Source organism: Streptomyces humicola (assembly GCF_024436035.1).
GTDB classification, from domain to species: domain Bacteria; phylum Actinomycetota; class Actinomycetes; order Streptomycetales; family Streptomycetaceae; genus Streptantibioticus_B; species Streptantibioticus_B humicola.
On record NZ_JANFNG010000020.1, the window covers coordinates 65,015 to 80,164 of the forward strand.

Annotated in this window: 15 protein-coding genes; 6 read left to right on the plus strand and 9 right to left on the minus strand. The window is 70.2% G+C overall.

Annotated features, from left to right (window positions below):
- Positions 1-116: 116 nt before the first annotated feature.
- Entirely contained in the window at positions 117-845 is a 729-nt protein-coding gene (locus tag NGB36_RS22640; protein ID WP_255922299.1) for a hypothetical protein, read from the minus strand.
- A 149-nt stretch (positions 846-994) separates the two neighbouring features.
- Entirely contained in the window at positions 995-1,597 is a 603-nt protein-coding gene (locus NGB36_RS22645; RefSeq protein WP_255922300.1) for a class I SAM-dependent methyltransferase, read from the minus strand.
- Between the two features lie 96 nt (positions 1,598-1,693).
- Here NGB36_RS22645 and NGB36_RS22650 point away from each other — a divergent pair, with 96 nt between their 5' ends.
- From NGB36_RS22650 to NGB36_RS22665, 4 genes are all read left to right on the plus strand, one after another.
- Entirely contained in the window at positions 1,694-2,032 is a 339-nt protein-coding gene (locus NGB36_RS22650) for a YnfA family protein (RefSeq protein ID WP_255922240.1), read from the plus strand.
- Positions 2,033-2,157: 125 nt separating this feature from the next.
- Positions 2,158-2,637 (plus strand): roadblock/LC7 domain-containing protein, encoded by a 480-nt coding sequence (locus tag NGB36_RS22655; protein WP_255922241.1) that lies wholly within the window; start codon positions 2,158-2,160, stop codon positions 2,635-2,637.
- A gap of 211 nt (positions 2,638-2,848) precedes the next feature.
- Positions 2,849-3,703: a DUF6397 family protein gene (locus NGB36_RS22660; protein WP_255922243.1), complete on the plus strand. Its 855-nt coding sequence runs from the start codon at positions 2,849-2,851 to the stop codon at positions 3,701-3,703.
- Between the two features lie 172 nt (positions 3,704-3,875).
- On the plus strand, positions 3,876-4,238 hold the full coding sequence (locus NGB36_RS22665) for a hypothetical protein (protein ID WP_255922244.1): 363 nt from the start codon (positions 3,876-3,878) through the stop codon (positions 4,236-4,238).
- 18 nt (positions 4,239-4,256) lie between these two features.
- On the opposite strand, the gene NGB36_RS22670 is transcribed toward NGB36_RS22665, so the two are convergent.
- Together NGB36_RS22670 and NGB36_RS22675 are read right to left on the minus strand one after the other, a co-directional pair.
- A complete protein-coding gene (locus NGB36_RS22670) occupies positions 4,257-5,123 on the minus strand; it encodes an acyl-CoA thioesterase (RefSeq protein WP_255922245.1) in 867 nt (288 codons plus the stop codon).
- Positions 5,124-5,178: 55 nt separating this feature from the next.
- On the minus strand, positions 5,179-7,692 hold the full coding sequence (locus tag NGB36_RS22675; RefSeq protein ID WP_255922246.1) for a DEAD/DEAH box helicase: 2,514 nt from the start codon (positions 7,690-7,692) through the stop codon (positions 5,179-5,181).
- A 133-nt stretch (positions 7,693-7,825) separates the two neighbouring features.
- Here NGB36_RS22675 and NGB36_RS22680 point away from each other — a divergent pair, with 133 nt between their 5' ends.
- Positions 7,826-8,620, plus strand: coding sequence for a metal-dependent hydrolase (locus NGB36_RS22680; protein ID WP_255922248.1), 795 nt, complete (start codon positions 7,826-7,828; stop codon positions 8,618-8,620).
- 25 nt (positions 8,621-8,645) lie between these two features.
- Here the strand turns inward: NGB36_RS22680 and NGB36_RS22685 are convergent, their stop codons facing one another.
- Positions 8,646-9,086: a MarR family winged helix-turn-helix transcriptional regulator gene (locus NGB36_RS22685; RefSeq protein ID WP_255922250.1), complete on the minus strand. Its 441-nt coding sequence runs from the start codon at positions 9,084-9,086 to the stop codon at positions 8,646-8,648.
- A 104-nt stretch (positions 9,087-9,190) separates the two neighbouring features.
- Here NGB36_RS22685 and NGB36_RS22690 point away from each other — a divergent pair, with 104 nt between their 5' ends.
- Entirely contained in the window at positions 9,191-11,032 is a 1,842-nt protein-coding gene (locus NGB36_RS22690) for an ABC transporter ATP-binding protein (RefSeq protein ID WP_255922252.1), read from the plus strand.
- A 33-nt stretch (positions 11,033-11,065) separates the two neighbouring features.
- Here NGB36_RS22690 and NGB36_RS22695 read toward each other — a convergent pair whose 3' ends face one another.
- The 4 genes from NGB36_RS22695 to NGB36_RS22710 form a co-directional block, all read right to left on the minus strand.
- Positions 11,066-11,722 carry a LutC/YkgG family protein gene (locus NGB36_RS22695; RefSeq protein ID WP_255922253.1) on the minus strand — a complete coding sequence of 219 codons (657 nt, stop codon included), beginning with the start codon at positions 11,720-11,722 and terminating at the stop codon, positions 11,066-11,068.
- A complete protein-coding gene (locus NGB36_RS22700) occupies positions 11,719-13,218 on the minus strand; it encodes a lactate utilization protein B (protein ID WP_255922254.1) in 1,500 nt (499 codons plus the stop codon). Before NGB36_RS22700 ends, NGB36_RS22695 begins: the two co-directional genes overlap by 4 nt.
- Positions 13,215-13,967 (minus strand): (Fe-S)-binding protein, encoded by a 753-nt coding sequence (locus NGB36_RS22705; protein WP_255922255.1) that lies wholly within the window; start codon positions 13,965-13,967, stop codon positions 13,215-13,217. Before NGB36_RS22705 ends, NGB36_RS22700 begins: the two co-directional genes overlap by 4 nt.
- 90 nt (positions 13,968-14,057) lie before the next feature.
- On the minus strand, positions 14,058-15,140 hold the full coding sequence (locus NGB36_RS22710) for an NAD(P)-binding domain-containing protein (RefSeq protein WP_255922256.1): 1,083 nt from the start codon (positions 15,138-15,140) through the stop codon (positions 14,058-14,060).
- Positions 15,141-15,150: the final 10 nt, after the last annotated feature.

A 15,150-nucleotide genomic window follows, 5' to 3' on the forward strand; every position in this document is an offset into this window, starting at 1 on the left:
TCACTTGACGTTTACCTGACAACTCCGCTCTCTGATGTACCTGTGCAGATCCTGTGGTGATGATGTGGCAGCGACACTTGAGGGTGGGGGCGGCGGCGCGGCGGCCGCCGCCCGGCTCAGTCCGACCGGACGGCCAGCTTTTCCAACGCATCGAGCAGGTACGGCAGTTCGGGGCCGCGACCGACGGGCAGCACCTCGCCCGGCTCGTCGTCCAGCAGCACGAACGCGATGTCGTCGGTGCGGGCCACCATGCTCCACCCGGGCCCGTCCGCGCGCAGTGCCCGGGCCCCGCCCTCCGCGTAGGAGGAGCGCACGCGGCCCACGGGCGGCGGGTTGTCGGCGTACGCCCGTGCCTCGGCAAGCGCCCGGCGCACCCCCTCGTGGCGCGCCGCCCCGGGCGCGGCGAAGTCCTTGGTGTCGTCCACCTGTTCACGCCACATCCGCCACTGCAACGCGATCTCGTCGGCGCCGAGGCGTCGTTGCGCCGGACCCCAGGTGCCGGTGTCGGGCGGGGCGAGGGGAGGGCCGCCGCCGTCCTCCTCCGGCGGATCGTGCGGCTCGGCGAGGCCGGGGGCGGAGACGGCCAGGTCGAGGGGCCAGCCGGGCAGCGATGCGACGATGTCGCGCTCGTCGGGCGAGAGGTCGTACGGCAGGCCGCAGTCCCATGTCGCGATGGCGACGGCGACGAGCGCGGTGTCGGCCGTGGCCACCGTCCAGCGTGCGCCGCGGCCGTCCTGGCCCAGGACGAGCCCGTATCCCTCGGGCAGTGGTTCGAGCCCCAGGGCGGCGCAGGCCGCCGGGTAGTCGTCGCCAAGCGTGCTCGGGAAACGCGCGGGGGTCAGCATGACTGCGGTGAGCACATACAGCGCGTCATCGTCCGTGGTGGACACGCGACTCCTCTTCTTCTCATTCGTGGGTGCGCGCACCTTAACCAGCAGGTAGCTGCGGCGTCGAGACCGAGGAGTGAAGAGGGGGAGTGAAGAGTTCGGCGAGGTCAGCCGGGCCTTCTGACGGCGAGGGCCAGATAACGGTCGGCGGTGTCGACGTACTCGGCCAGCTCCCACCCGGAATCGGCAAGCATCGGGCGCAGATTGGGCTCCGCGCGGACGTCGTCCGGCTGCAGGGTGTTCCCGTGGCGGGCGGCGAGCGTGGCACGGCCGATGGGGTGGAAGAGGGCGAGACGTGCGCCGGGGCGGGCGACGCGAGCGAACTCGCGCAGGGCGGCCGCGGCATCGGGCAAGTGGTGGACAAGCCCTGCGGCGAAGATCGCGTCGAGGGACGCAGAACGGACCGGCAGCCGGGCGGCGTCCGTCTCGACCAACTGAGCGTCCCGGTCACGCCCGGCCCGCACGGCGGCACGCAGCATCTCCGGGGTCAGGTCGGCTCCGATGACGACCCCGGTGGGGCCGACCGCCGCTCGGAGCGCGGGCAGCGCCCTGCCCGTACCGCACCCCGCGTCGAGCACCGTCTGCCCGGTGCTCAGGCTCATCGCGGCGACGGCGGCCTCGTAGGCGGGCGTGTCGTCGGGGTAGCGCGAATCCCAGGCGTCCGCCTTCGCGGCGAAGAACTCCCGGACACCGCGGTGATCGCTGCCCATCGGGTTCATGGGGCTCATCGGCTCATGGAGGTCATGGGGTTCATGGGGTTCATGGGGGTCAGTCTGCCCTGATTCGACGGCAGGCATGATGGGGAGATGGTCACACTGCGTTCTATCGTCCTGTTCGTCCTTGCCGCGCTGTTCGAGATCGGCGGGGCATGGTTGGTGTGGCAGTGCGTGAGGGAGCACCGCGGCTGGGTATGGGCCGGGACCGGAGTGATCGCGCTGGGCCTCTACGGGTTCATCGCCACGTTCCAGCCCGATGCGCACTTCGGGCGGATCCTCGCCGCGTACGGCGGGGTCTTCGTGGCCGGCTCGCTGCTGTGGGGAGTGGTGGCCGACGGATACCGTCCCGATCGCTTCGACATCATCGGTGCGGTGATCTGCCTGGTGGGTGTCGCGGTCATCATGTATGCGCCGCGCGGCGCCGGTTGACGGGCGGGAACGAACGCCTGGGGTCTTCCGTTCTGCTCGGCGAGGCCTAGGCTCAAAGCCGATCGAACGCCCATTGAACGCCCATTGAATGCCGGTCGAACGACGCGGACAGACGGGGGATCCCGGTGAGCAGTCGCACAGTTTCGCACGCATCCGGCGCCTCGGAAGACGATGCCGGGCTCGGCTGGTTGCTGGACGACTTGACTGACCGGGTCCAGCAGGTCATGCACGCCTTGGTGCTGTCGAACGACGGCCTGGTGACTGGAGCCAGCCGCGATTTGTCACAGGCCGACGCCGAGCATCTGGCGGCCGTCTCGTCCGGGTTCCACAGCCTCGCCAAGGGGGCCGGCCAGTACTTCTCCGTGGGTGGCGCGCGGCAGACGATGATCGAATTCGACGAAGGGTTTCTCTTCGTGACCACGGCGGGCGACGGCAGCTGCCTGGCCGTGCTGACGGGGACGGGCGCCGACGTCGGGCAGGTCGCGTACGAGATGACGCTCCTCGTCCACCGCGTGGGCGAACACCTCGGCGTGCCGGCGCGGGAGGGCGACCGCACCGTGGTGCTGCCGGAGGTCCGCGAGAGCGAGCAGCTGCACCGGCCGTAGCGTCCGGCATCGGCGCCTTGCTCGCGCGCCTTGCTCGCGCGCCTTGCTCGCGCGCCTTGCTCGTGCGCCTTGCTTGCGCGCGTTGCGCCGGACTCCGGCTGGTCCCGGTGAGTGACCGCGGCAGGAGTTATCCACAGGCCGCCCGCGATGTCGGAGGGCGGGGCTACCGTGATTACTGACAGTGATGGATCGGTGTCGGGGGAGGCACACGATGAGCACGCAGGTGATCGACGCGCCGAAGGGGCCGGGGGCGCGTGATGCGGTGGTGGGGCCGGACGAAGCCGCGGGGGAACTCTGCCTGGAACGGCGGGACATGGAGCTTGCGATGCAGCTCGGTGAGGTCCGTACGGCTGCTCGTCAGGGCGGACGGCGAATGGTGCCGCGGTCGCAGATCGCACGGCTGCGAGCGGAGGAGGGGTTTCCGTCGGCGTTGCGCGGGCGGCTGCGGCTGGTCGGCACCGTCAGCGGTGCGGAGCTGCTCGGGATCAGCAGCGTGCGCTTCACCAAGCTTGCGAAATGCGGGTGTTTCACCCCTGTGCGATGGTATGCCAACCGTTATCGGTCGGTGGTGTGGCTCTATCTGGCAAGCGAGGTGCGGTCGTTCGGTGAGACGCACACGGCGTGGCTGAGCGGGCGGTTGCCGCCGCGGTTGCTGGCTGCGCTCGCCGATGGCGAGGATCTGCGGGCGCGCGGCTGGCGTTCGCGCAGTACGGCCTGGGCGGCCGCGCAGGCCGCCGACGGTTGGCAGGAGGCCTCGGTGTGGGCCGCGCTCCTCGGCGAGGAGGCTCTGGCGCAGGTCGTGCCCGATGAGCGCGAAAGGGCTCGACTGCGGCAGTTGCGCCCGGAACTCCTGCCGGGCCGTGCAGGGCCGCCTTTCCTCCGGGAGGTGGCGGATGCCCTGCTGCTCGCCGACGGCCGCGAGGAGAGGGAGTTCGCCAGATTGTCGCTGGGGTTCGCGCTGGACAGGGCCCGGCCGGGCACGGTGCGCACAGAACACGGCGTGGCCCTGTTGCCGAACGGTGACAAACCTCGGGCAACGGTGCCGGTGACTGTGGGGTCTGTGTAAATGAACGGGCCACGACAATGCAGCGCAGTGTGCATCGGGCGGTGGAGCGTGACCGGCTCCGTCCGCCGGCCCGGCCGGTCTGTCGGCGCGGTCGACTCAGTCGACGCAACCAAAGGGGAAACGGATGATCAACCTGAACCGTCGCGTTGTGCGAGCTGCCGTCATAGCGACGGTGAGCGCTTCGGCTGTCGGTCTTGCCACCACCGCCGCTTCGGCGAAGTCCGACATCTACTTCGTGGCGGCCCCGCACAACGTGCACCTCGGCGGGGAGATCCGCCTGACGGGCAACGGCGACGACGACAACTTCACGTTCAACAGGTTCTGCATACAGCAGCGTCAGGGGCGTGGCGGCTGGCAGACCCTGCGGTGCTCGCACGGCCAGTACAACGGTGGCGGCGGGCTCAACATGTGGATACGGGCGGGGCGCCGGGGCCTGGTGCAGTTCCGCGGAGCGCTCGTCGAAGGTACCTCGCCGACGGACAAGCACCCCAAGACCCATCTCACCTCGCGGGTCTTCGAGGTCGACGTCAACTGATCGCCTGTCAGCTCAGGTTCAGCCTCCGGTCTTCCTGAACAGGCCCTCCTGCATGACGGAGACGAGCAGTCTGCCGTCCCGGCTGAAGATCTGTCCGCGTGCCAACCCCCTCGCACCGGTCGCGATCGGCGATTCCTGCTGGTAGAGGAACCACTGGTCGGCGCGGAACGGCCGGTGGAACCACATTGCGTGATCCAGCGACGCCATGTCGAATCCGCGCGGCCCCCACAGTGGCTCGACCGGCACCCGTACGGCGTCGAGCAGCATCATGTCGCTGGCGTAGGTCAGGGCGCAGGTGTGGACCAGCGGGTCGTCGCCGAGGGGGCCGACCGCTCGCATCCACACGGCACTGCGCGGCTCGGCGCCCTCGATCTCCTGCGGGGTCCAGCGCAGCCGCTCCACATACCTGATGTCGAACGGCTGCCGCCGGGCCATCCGCTCCAGCGACTCCGGCAGCGTGCCGAGATGGCCGCGGATCTCGTCGGCGAGCCTGGGCAGTTCATCGGGGGCCGGCACCTCGGGCATCGGCATCTGGTGCTCGAAGCCCGACTCGGGAAGGTGGAAGGAGGCGGTCAGGTTGAAAATCGTCCGGCCCTGCTGCACCGCGACCACCCGGCGGGTGGTGAAGGTCCTGCCGTCGCGCACCCGCTCGACCTGGTACACGATCGGCACGCCCGGGCGCCCCGGGCGCAGGAAGTACGCGTGCAGGGAGTGCACCGGCCGCTGCCCGTCCGTGCTGCGCCCGGCCGCGACCAGCGCCTGGCCCGCGACCTGCCCGCCGAAGACGCGCTGCAGGCGCTCGTCAGGGCTGTGGCCGCGGAAGATGTTCTCCTCGATCCGTTCCAGATCGAGCAGATCCACCAGCCGCTCGGCAGGATTGGTCATCGGGGCTCCCTCGTGTCGTGCTCGGGCGGTGCTCAGGAAAGGCGATCGGGGGCGGTCAGATCTGGCCGACGCCCGTGACACGGACCACCGCTCGGCCCTCCTCGTCGGACGCGGCCAGGTCGACCTCGGCCGAGATGCCCCAGTCGTGGTCGCCCTCCGGGTCGGCGAAGACCTGGCGGACCTTCCACAGACCGTGCTGCGGCTGCTCTTCGATCTGCAGCAGCTTGGGGCCGCGTGCGTCGGGGCCCGTGCCCAGGTCGTCGTATTCGTCCCAGTACGCCTCCATGGCATCCGCCCATGCGTCGGCGTCCCAGCCCGTCTCCGCGTCGAGCTCGGCCAGCTCGTCGTACTTCTCCAGCGCGGCGAGCTCCACCCGGCGGAACATCGCGTTGCGCACCAGCACCCGGAACGCCCGGGCATTGGTGGTGACCGGCTTGACCTGGTCCGCGCGGTCGGCGGCCTCGTCGGCCGTCTCCTCCTGCGGATTCGCCAGCTGCTCCCACTCGTCCAGCAGGCTGGAGTCGACCTGGCGGACCATCTCGCCCAGCCAGGCGATCAGATCCTGGAGGTCTTCGGACTTGAGGTCCCCCGGAACGGTGTGCTCCAGCGCCTTGTACGCGCTCGCCAGGTACCGCAGCACGATGCCCTCGGCGCGGGCGAGTTCGTAGAACGAGGTGAACTCGGTGAAGGCCATGGCGCGCTCGAACATGTCACGCACCACGGACTTGGGAGACAGCGGATGGTCGCCGACCCAGGGGTGGCTCTTGCGGTAGACACCGTAGGCGTGGGAGAGCAGCTCCTCGAGCGGCTTGGGGTAGGTGACGTCCTGGAGCTGTTCCATCCGCTCCTCGTACTCGATGCCGTCGGCCTTCATCCGGGCCACGGCTTCACCCCGGGCCTTGTTCTGCTGCGAGGCGAGGATCTGCCGCGGGTCGTCGAGCGTCGACTCCACCACCGAGAGCATGTCGAGCGCGTACGACGGCGACTCCGGGTCGAGGAGCTCGAACGCGGCGAGCGCGAAGGTGGACAGCGGCTGATTGAGCGCGAAGTCCGACTGGAGATCCACCGTCAGCCGCACGATGCGGCCCTCGGCATCCGGCTCCTCCAACCGCTCCACGACGCCTCCCGCCAGCAGCGACCGGAAGATCGCGATCGCCCGGCGGATGTGCTTCAGCTGGGCGCCGCGCGGCTCGTGGTTGTCCTCGAGCAACTGCCGCATCCCGTCGAAGGCGTTGCCGGGCCTGGCGATCACGGAGAGCAGCATGGCGTGCGTGACGCGGAAGCGGGAGGTGAGCGGCTCGGGGTCGGAGGCGATCAGCTTCTCGTACGTCTGCTGGGACCAGTTGACGAAGCCCTCGGGCGCCTTCTTGCGCACCACCTTGCGGCGCTTCTTGGGATCGTCCCCGGCCTTCGCCAGAGCCTTCTCGTTCTCGATCACATGCTCCGGGGCCTGGGCGACCACAAGCCCCGCGGTGTCGAAACCGGCCCGGCCGGCCCGCCCGGCGATCTGATGGAACTCCCGTGCCCGCAGCACCCGCACTCGCGAGCCGTCGTACTTGGTCAGCGCGGTGAACAGCACCGTGCGAATGGGGACATTGACGCCGACGCCGAGAGTGTCCGTGCCGCAGATCACCTTCAACAGGCCGGCCTGCGCGAGTCGCTCCACCAGTCGCCGGTACTTCGGCAGCATCCCCGCGTGGTGAACGCCGATGCCGTGCCGTACGAAGCGCGACAGATTCCGGCCGAACTTCGTGGTGAAACGGAAGTTGCCGATCAGCTCGGCGATCGCGTCCTTCTCGGCGCGTGTGCACATGTTGATGCTCATCAGCGCCTGGGCACGCTCGACCGCGGCAGCCTGGGTGAAGTGCACGATGTAGACCGGGGCTTGGTGCGTCTCCAGCAGCTCGGTGAGCGTCTCGGTCAACGGTGTCGTGCGGTATTCGTAGCTGAGCGGTACGGGGCGGGTCCCCGAGCGCACCACGGCCGTGGGACGGCCGGTACGCCGCGTCAGGTCCTCCTCGAACCGCGACATGTCCCCGAGCGTCGCCGACATCAGCACGAACTGGGCCTGCGGCAGTTCGAGGAGCGGGATCTGCCAGGCCCAGCCGCGGTCCGTCTCCGCATAGAAATGGAACTCGTCCATCACGACCTGGCCGACGTCGGCGTCCTTGCCGTCCCGCAGCGCGATGGACGCGAGGACCTCCGCTGTGCAGCAGATCACAGGCGCGTCGGGATTGACCGAGGCATCGCCGGTGAGCATGCCGACGTTCTCGGTGCCGAAGACCTTGCACAGGTCGAAGAACTTCTCCGACACCAGCGCCTTGATCGGCGCGGTGTAGAAGGTGACCTGGTCATTGGCGAGCGCCGCGAAGTGCGCACCGGCCGCCACCAGGCTCTTGCCGGAGCCGGTCGGAGTCGAAAGGATCACGTTCGCCCCGGAGACCACCTCGATCAGCGCCTCTTCCTGGGCGGGGTAGAGCGAGATCCCCCGCTCCTGCGCCCAGGCCGAGAACGTCTCGAAGAGGGCGTCGGGATCGGGGGTCGCGGGGATCTGATCGGTGAGGGTCACGCCCTCCATCTTGCCTGGCTCCCCGGGCGAAAGCGGAACCGCCCGTACGCGCGAAGATCAACCGGCGCTAGGCTGTGCCGTCACCATCGCGTCAACTCCCGCTGTACGGCGGGCCGAAGGGGGGAGCCAGGCCATGATGGGTCCGGCGCACTCACTGTCCGGAGCAGCGGCCTGGCTGGGAGTGGGGGCGGCGGCCGCGTACTTCCACCACCCCATGCCGTGGCCGACCCTCGTCGTCGGAGCGCTGCTGTGTGCCGGGGCCGCGCTCGGCCCGGACCTCGACCACAAGCCGGCGACCATCTCGCGTGCCTTCGGACCCTTGTCGCGCGGGCTCTGCGAGATCGTCGAGAAGCTCTCCCTCGGCGTCTACCACCTGACCCGGGGCAAGGGCGACCCGCACCGCAACGGCGGTCACCGCACCCTGACCCACACCTGGCCGTGGGCTGCGATGTGCGGTGCCGGGGCCTCCGCGATAGCCGTGTACGGCGGACGGTGGGGTGTGCTCGGGGTGCTGTTCGTGCACATCGTGCTGGCGATCGACGGGCTGCTGTGGTGGGAGGTCAGGGGGCACCACCACCTGCTGGTGTGGATGCTCGGTGCGGCGGGTGCCTGGTTCCTCGCCGGCGTGCTGGCCGATCCGGGCATGGGCCAGAGCTGGTTGTTCACCCAGCCCGGACAGCACTACCTGTGGATCGGCGTGCCCATCGCTCTCGGTTCGCTCGTGCACTGCATCGGGGACGCGCTCACCGTCTCCGGATGCCCGGTGCTGTGGCCCATACCGATCGGCCGAAAGCGCTGGTACCCGGTCGGCACCCCGCATTTCATGCGCTTCCACGCGGGCAGCTGGGTGGAGGTCAGGCTGCTCATGCCGCTCTTCGTGGGCCTCGGCGGGGTCGGCTTCGCGGCGGCGCTGGGCCTGCTCGGGTAACGGACGGACCCGGGAGCCCGCCCGCTCAGCAGCTACGGGACGGATCCCGGTCGAGGGCGGCGAGCAGCTCGCCCAGCTGCTCGCGCTGCTCGGGGCCGAGCGGGGCGAGCAGATCCTCGGCGGCCGCGCGGCGCGCGTCACGCAGACGTTGCAGCGCGTCACGGCCTTGCGCGGTCAGCTCAACCCGGATCACCCGGCGGTTGGCGGGGTCGGGGACGCGGCGCACCAGGCCGAACGACTCCAGCCCGTCGACGAGCGTCGTCACGGCCCGCGGCACTACATCGAGCCGTTGCGCGAGATCCACCATGCGCAGTGGCTCCTCGCTGTGCGAGACCACGCGCAGCAGCCGTGACATGGCCGGGGTGATGCCGAGCGGCTGCAGGTACTGCTTCTGCGCCCGGTGAAGTCGACGGGTCAGCCTCAACAGCTGATCGGCGAGATTCCCGGTGCTCTCAGCGACGTCCATGGCCAAAGGTTATCAGGACTTGCCTCATTGTGAGTATAGGTAACAATGAACTATGCTCGCCTACGGCCTCGCGCCGCCACGCCCCCGAACACCCGAAGGAGCTCATGAAACCCCAAGGACCCGACTGGACCCCACCGCCGAAGGACCCCGACAACCCTGCCGACGTGCGGCGCATCCTCAGGCTCTTCCGCCCCTACAGCGGTCGCCTTAGCGTCGTCCTCGTCCTCGTCGTCGCGTCCTCGCTGGTCACGGTCGCCTCGCCGTTCCTGCTGCGCGCGACCCTCGACGTCGCGATCCCGCAGGGCCGCACCGGCCTGCTGAGCCTGCTGGCCCTCGGCATGATCGCCACCGCCGTCGTCAACAGCGTTTTCAATGTGCTGCAGACGCTGATCTCCACCACCGTGGGCCAACGCGTCATGCACGACCTGCGGACCGCGGTCTACGCGCAGCTGCAGCGCATGTCGCTGTCGTTCTTCACCCGGACCCGCACCGGTGAGGTGCAGTCCCGCATCGCCAACGACATCGGCGGCATGGCCGCCACCGTCACCTCCACGGCGACATCCATCGTCTCCAACCTCACCAGCGTCATCGCCGCCATCGTCGCGATGCTCGCCCTCGACTGGCAGCTCACCGTCGTGTCGCTGCTGCTGATGCCTGTCTTCGTGTGGATCAGCCGCCGGGTCGGCCGCGAACGCAAGAAGATCACCACTGAGCGGCAGAAGCAGATGGCCGCGATGTCCTCGATCGTCACCGAGTCGCTCTCGGTCAGCGGCATCCTGCTCGGCCGCACGATGGGCCGCGCCGACTCGCTCACCAAGGACTTCCGGGGCGAGTCCGAGCGCCTGGTCGATCTCGAAGTGCGCTCCAACATGGCCGGCCGGTGGCGGATGTCGACCATCGGCATCGTCATGGCCGCCATGCCGGCCCTCATCTACTGGGCGGCCGGCATCGACCTGCACATGGGCGGGCCCAAGGTGTCGATCGGCACCCTGGTCGCCTTCGTCTCGCTGCAGCAGAGCCTGTTCCGGCCCACCGTCAGCCTGCTGCAGACCGGTGTGGACGTGCAGACCTCCATCGCCCTCTTCCAGCGCATCTTCGAATACCTCGACCTGCCGGTGGACATCACCGAGCGTGCGAACCCGGTGCGGCTGACCCGGGTGCGCGGCGACGTCCGGTTCGAGAACGTCGACTTCTCCTACCAGCCGGCCGGCGGGCAGCGCACCCTGCACGGCATCGACCTCGACGTCCCGGCGGGCGGCAGCCTCGCCATCGTCGGCGCCACCGGATCGGGCAAGAGCACCCTGAGCTATCTGGTGCCGCGGCTGTACGACGTGACGGGAGGCCGCGTCACCATCGACGGCGTCGACGTGCGCGACCTCGCCTTCGACACCCTCGCCGAGGCGGTCGGCGTGGTCTCCCAGGAGACCTATCTGTTCCATGCCTCGGTCGCGGACAACCTGCGCTTCGCCAAGCCGGACGCCACAGACGAAGAACTCGTCGCTGCCGCGAGGGCGGCCCAGATACACGACCACATCGCGGGCCTCCCCGACGGATACGAAACCCTCGTCGGCGAACGCGGCTACCGCTTCTCCGGCGGCGAGAAGCAACGTCTCGCCATCGCCCGCACCATCCTGCGCGACCCGCCCGTTCTCATCCTCGATGAGGCGACGAGCGCCCTCGACACCCGCACCGAGTACGCCGTGCAGGACGCCATTGACGCGCTCGCTGCCGGACGCACCACGATCACCATCGCCCACCGGCTCTCCACGGTCCGCGACGCCGACCAGATCGTGGTCCTCGACGCCGGCCGCATAGCCGAGCGCGGTACGCACGACGAACTGCTGGCCATGGACGGCCGCTACGCCGCCCTGGTGCGCCGCGACGCCCAGCTCACACCGGAGGACGAAGAGCAGCTCACCCCGGTCGACGCCCCCGCCGCGGGCTGACGGCGCCCACGTGGTGTGGCGGCCCCGTTCCCGTCACCCCTCGACCAGCACCACCTCCAGCGTGCGTGGCCCGTGCACGCCCTCGACCCGGTCCAGCTCGATGTCGCTCGTCGCCGACGGACCCGAGATCCAGGTCAGCGGCCGTGCCGGATCGAGCCGTTCGAGGGCCTGCGGCACCGAGTCGACCACCTGGTCGGCCAGCCGCACGACGCAGATGTGGTGGTCCGGCACGAGGGTGATCCGCCGCCGGCCCTGGTCAGGTGAGGCGTCGAGCACGATCGTGCCGGTCTCGGCGATCGCTACCGCACAGCCGGTGACCACGCTGTCCACCGAGTCCAGTTCATGGGCGGTCTGCCCGGCGGAATCCGGGATCCGTGCGACCCCGGCGGCCTCGCTCAGCCATTCCTGCGGGACACCGGGCGCCACGACGACCGTCGCCGACCCGCGCGCGGCGAGGAGGGAGGCGACGCGCACCGGCAGTTCGCCGGAGGGGCAACGATGCACCACCGCCCGGTAGTCCGCGAGGTTCTCCGCCAGCAGGTCGGCCGTCTGCCGCTCGCTGCGTTCGCCGTGCGTGCGCAGGTACGTGCGCTCCACCGGTACGTCCTGCGGCCGCTCCGTCCGTGGCACGTCGGCCAGCGCCCGCCGGATCCGGCCGAGGACGATGTCCCTGCTGCCCGCCGAACTCACTGGGTCGCCCTTCCGCCGTCCCCGCCGCGCGCCCCGCGAGTGCGCTGCCACCAGTCCCGGAAGGGCTCCGGCGGCGCCGACGGCAGATCCCGCGTGTCCGACCACGCCCTCGCCGGACCCGGCAGCCGCAGCCGTGCCGGATGCACGCTGCGGGTCCCGGACGCCAGACGCTCCCCGGCCCGCAGCGCCCGCGGATGCTCGAACGCCCACCGGGCGGCGCGCATCGCGGCGCGTTCGGCTGCGTGTCCCCTCGCCGGTTTGATGGTGACCTTGGTGCCGTGCCGCGTCGCGGGCCCGCCCTCGGCGACACGCTCCCGCAGATGCACCAGGACCTCGGGGATGTCGATGGCGACCGGGCACACCTCGTAGCAGGCCCCGCACAGCGTCGATGCGTACGGCAGCGAGGCGTCCACCTCGCTCGCGGTGCCCCGGAGCTGGGGGGTGAGGATGGCGCCGATCGGCCCCGGATAAGGCGACCCGTACGCGTGGCCGCCGGCCCGCTCGTAGACGGGGCAGACGTTGAGACAGGCCGAGCAGCGGATGCAGCGCAGCGCCTGGCGGCCGACGGTGTCGGCGAGGGTGTCGGTGCGCCCGTTGTCGAGCAGGATGAGATGGAAGGTCTGCGGGCCGTCGCCGTCGGTCGTCCCGGTCCACGTCGAGGTGTACGGGTTCATCCGCTCGGCGGTCGAGGAGCGGGGGAGCAACTGGAGGAAGACCTCGAGGTCCTGCCAGGTGGGGACCACCTTCTCGATGCCGACGACGGAGATCAGCGTCTCGGGGAGGGTCAGGCACATCCGGCCGTTGCCCTCGGACTCGACGACGACGAGCGTGCCCGTCTCGGCGACCATGAAATTGGCCCCGGAGACGGCCACCTTGGCACCGAGGAACTTCTCCCGCAGGTGGAGGCGGGCGGCCTCGGCGAGTTCGGCGGGGGAGTCGGTCAGGTCGTCGGGTGCGGGGCGCCCCCACTTGCCCATCGTGCTGCGGAAGATGTCGCGGATCTCGGAGCGGTTGCGGTGGATGGCGGGGACGAGGATGTGTGACGGGCGGTCGTCGCCGAGCTGTACGATCAGCTCGGCGAGGTCGGTCTCGTAGGCGCGGATGCCCTGCTCGGCGAGCGCCTCGTTGAGCCCGATCTCCTGGGTGGCCATCGACTTGACCTTGACGACCTCCGTCTCGCCGGTCGCCTTCACGAGCTCGGCGACGATGCGATTGGCCTCGTCGGCGTCGACCGCCCAGTGCACCTGCCCGCCGGCGGCTGTGACGGCGGCCTCCAACTGCTCCAGGTAGTGGTCGAGATGGCGCAGCGTGTGGTCCTTGATGGCGGCACCTGCGGCGCGCAACTGTGCCCAGTCGCCCAGTTCCGCGACCGCGCGGGCGCGCTTGGCGCGGATGGTGTGGGTCGCGTGGCGCAGGTTCCCCCGCAACTGCCGGTCACGGGTGGAGGCTTCGGCGGCCTTCGGAAACGCAGGTGCTCCACGGTACGTACCGCTCACGACGCGGACCCTTCCGTACGGGCCAGGATCTCCGCGAGGTGCATCACCCGCACCCCTGAGCCCTGGCGGGAGATGGTGCCGCCGATGTGCATCAGGCAGGAGTTGTCCGCGGCGCACAGCACCTCGGCGCCGGAATCGACCGCGGCCCGCACCTTGTCCGACCCCATCGCAGCGGAGACCGCCGGATTCTTCACCGAGAAGGTGCCCCCGAAGCCGCAGCACTCCTCCGCTCCCGGCAACTCGACGAGGTCGAGCCCCTTGACGGCGCGCAGCAGCCGCGTCGGGCGGTCGCCGACCCGGAGCAGACGCAGGCTGTGACAGGTCGGGTGGTAGGCCACCGTGTGCGGGAAGTACGCGCCGACGTCCTCGACGCCGAGCACATCGACCAGGAACTCGGAGAGTTCGTAGACCTTGGGGACGACACGAGCGGCCTGTTCGGCGAGAGCATCGCCCCTGCCCTCGGCCGCTGCCCGCTCGCCGATCCTCGGGTAGACCTCGCGGACCATGGCCGCACACGAGCCGGACGGGGTGACCACGGCGTCGTAACCGGCGAAGACCGAGGCGAAGCGCACGGCCAACGGCTCGGCCTGATGCCGGTAACCGGTGTTGTACTGCATCTGGCCGCAACAGGTCTGACCGGGCGGGAAGTCGACCGCGACACCGAGCCGTTCCAGGAGGCCGACCACTGCCCGGCCGGCGTCCGGGAACAGCGCGTCGTTGACGCACGTGATGAAGAGCGCCACCCGCACGGTGCCTCCTGACGTCGGTGATCGTGCCGGGGGTTCATCTTGCCGTACGCGCTCGGCAGTGTGAAGCCAGACATCCGATGTCTGGGTCCGTCAGGCCGCCCCGTGGGCCGCCAGCAACCCGGTGATCTCCCGCACGGCAGCGCGCCCGGCGCGGTTGGCACCGATCGTGCTGGCCGACCCGCCGTAACCGATCAGATGGATCCGAGGATCCTTCACCACGCTGGTGCCGTCGAGCCGGATGCCGCCACCCGGCTCACGCAGCCGCAGCGGCGCCAGATGGTCGAGTGCGGCGCGGAAACCGGTCGCCCAAAGGATCACATCCGCCTCGACCCGACGGCCGTCGTCCCACACCACACCCTGCGGTGTGATGCGGTCGAAGACCGGCAGCCGGTCGAGCACTCCGAGCGCTCGCGCCTCCTCCACGGCGCGCGTCACCGGAAGACCCGTCACGCTGACCACGCTTCGCGGCGGCAAGCCGCGCCGTACCCGGTCCTCGACGAGCGAAACGGCGTGGCGGCCGCGCTCCTGGTCGAACGGGCCGTCGACGAAGACCGGCGGGCGGCGAGTCACCCACGTCGTGTGCGCGCCCGCCGCTGCCAGCTCCATCAGATGCTGGGTTCCCGAGGCACCGCCGCCGACCACCACCACTCGCAGCCCCGCGAACTCCTCCGGGCCGCGGTACTGGGCGGTGTGCAACTGACGGCCATGGAAGGAGCTCTGCCCCGGGTAGTGCGGCCAGTACGGTCGGTCCCAGGTGCCGGTCGCATTGACCAGGGCGCGCGCCGACCAGGTGCCCGCGCCGCTCTCCACGAGCAACCGGCCGTCCGGGCCGTCCCGCACCGCCGAGACATCGACCGGGCGTCGCACCCGCAGGTCGAAGGCGCGTTCGTACGTGGCGAAGTACTCGCCCACCACCTCCGACGCCGGGCGGCCTTCGTCCGCGCCGACGAGCGGACGGCCCGGCAGGTCGTGGACGCGATGCGCCTTGCCGTACGTCAGAGTCGGCCAGCGGAACTGCCAGGCGCCGCCGGGCGCCGGCGAGTGATCGAGCACCACGAAATCCGTGCCCGCCCGCAGACCGGCCCGGGTGAGGAAGTACGCAGCCGACAGCCCGGCCTGGCCGGCCCCGACGACCGCCACCTCGGTCTCTTGGGCCCCGCTGAAGTAGTTCACATTTCCACTA

What these genes read in the sequence shown, in the direction of transcription:
- NGB36_RS22640 (WP_255922299.1), bottom strand. Translation starts at nt 845, where the DNA reads ATGCTGACCCCCGCGCGTTTCCCGAGCACGCTTGGCGACGACTACCCG.
- NGB36_RS22670 (WP_255922245.1), bottom strand. Translation starts at nt 5,123, where the DNA reads ATGACCAATCCTGCCGAGCGGCTGGTGGATCTGCTCGATCTGGAACGG.
- NGB36_RS22680 (WP_255922248.1), top strand. Translation starts at nt 7,826, where the DNA reads ATGATGGGTCCGGCGCACTCACTGTCCGGAGCAGCGGCCTGGCTGGGA.
- NGB36_RS22645 (WP_255922300.1), bottom strand. Translation starts at nt 1,597, where the DNA reads ATGGGCAGCGATCACCGCGGTGTCCGGGAGTTCTTCGCCGCGAAGGCG.
- NGB36_RS22690 (WP_255922252.1), top strand. Translation starts at nt 9,191, where the DNA reads ATGAAACCCCAAGGACCCGACTGGACCCCACCGCCGAAGGACCCCGAC.
- NGB36_RS22660 (WP_255922243.1), top strand. Translation starts at nt 2,849, where the DNA reads ATGAGCACGCAGGTGATCGACGCGCCGAAGGGGCCGGGGGCGCGTGAT.
- NGB36_RS22685 (WP_255922250.1), bottom strand. Translation starts at nt 9,086, where the DNA reads ATGGACGTCGCTGAGAGCACCGGGAATCTCGCCGATCAGCTGTTGAGG.
- NGB36_RS22650 (WP_255922240.1), top strand. Translation starts at nt 1,694, where the DNA reads ATGGTCACACTGCGTTCTATCGTCCTGTTCGTCCTTGCCGCGCTGTTC.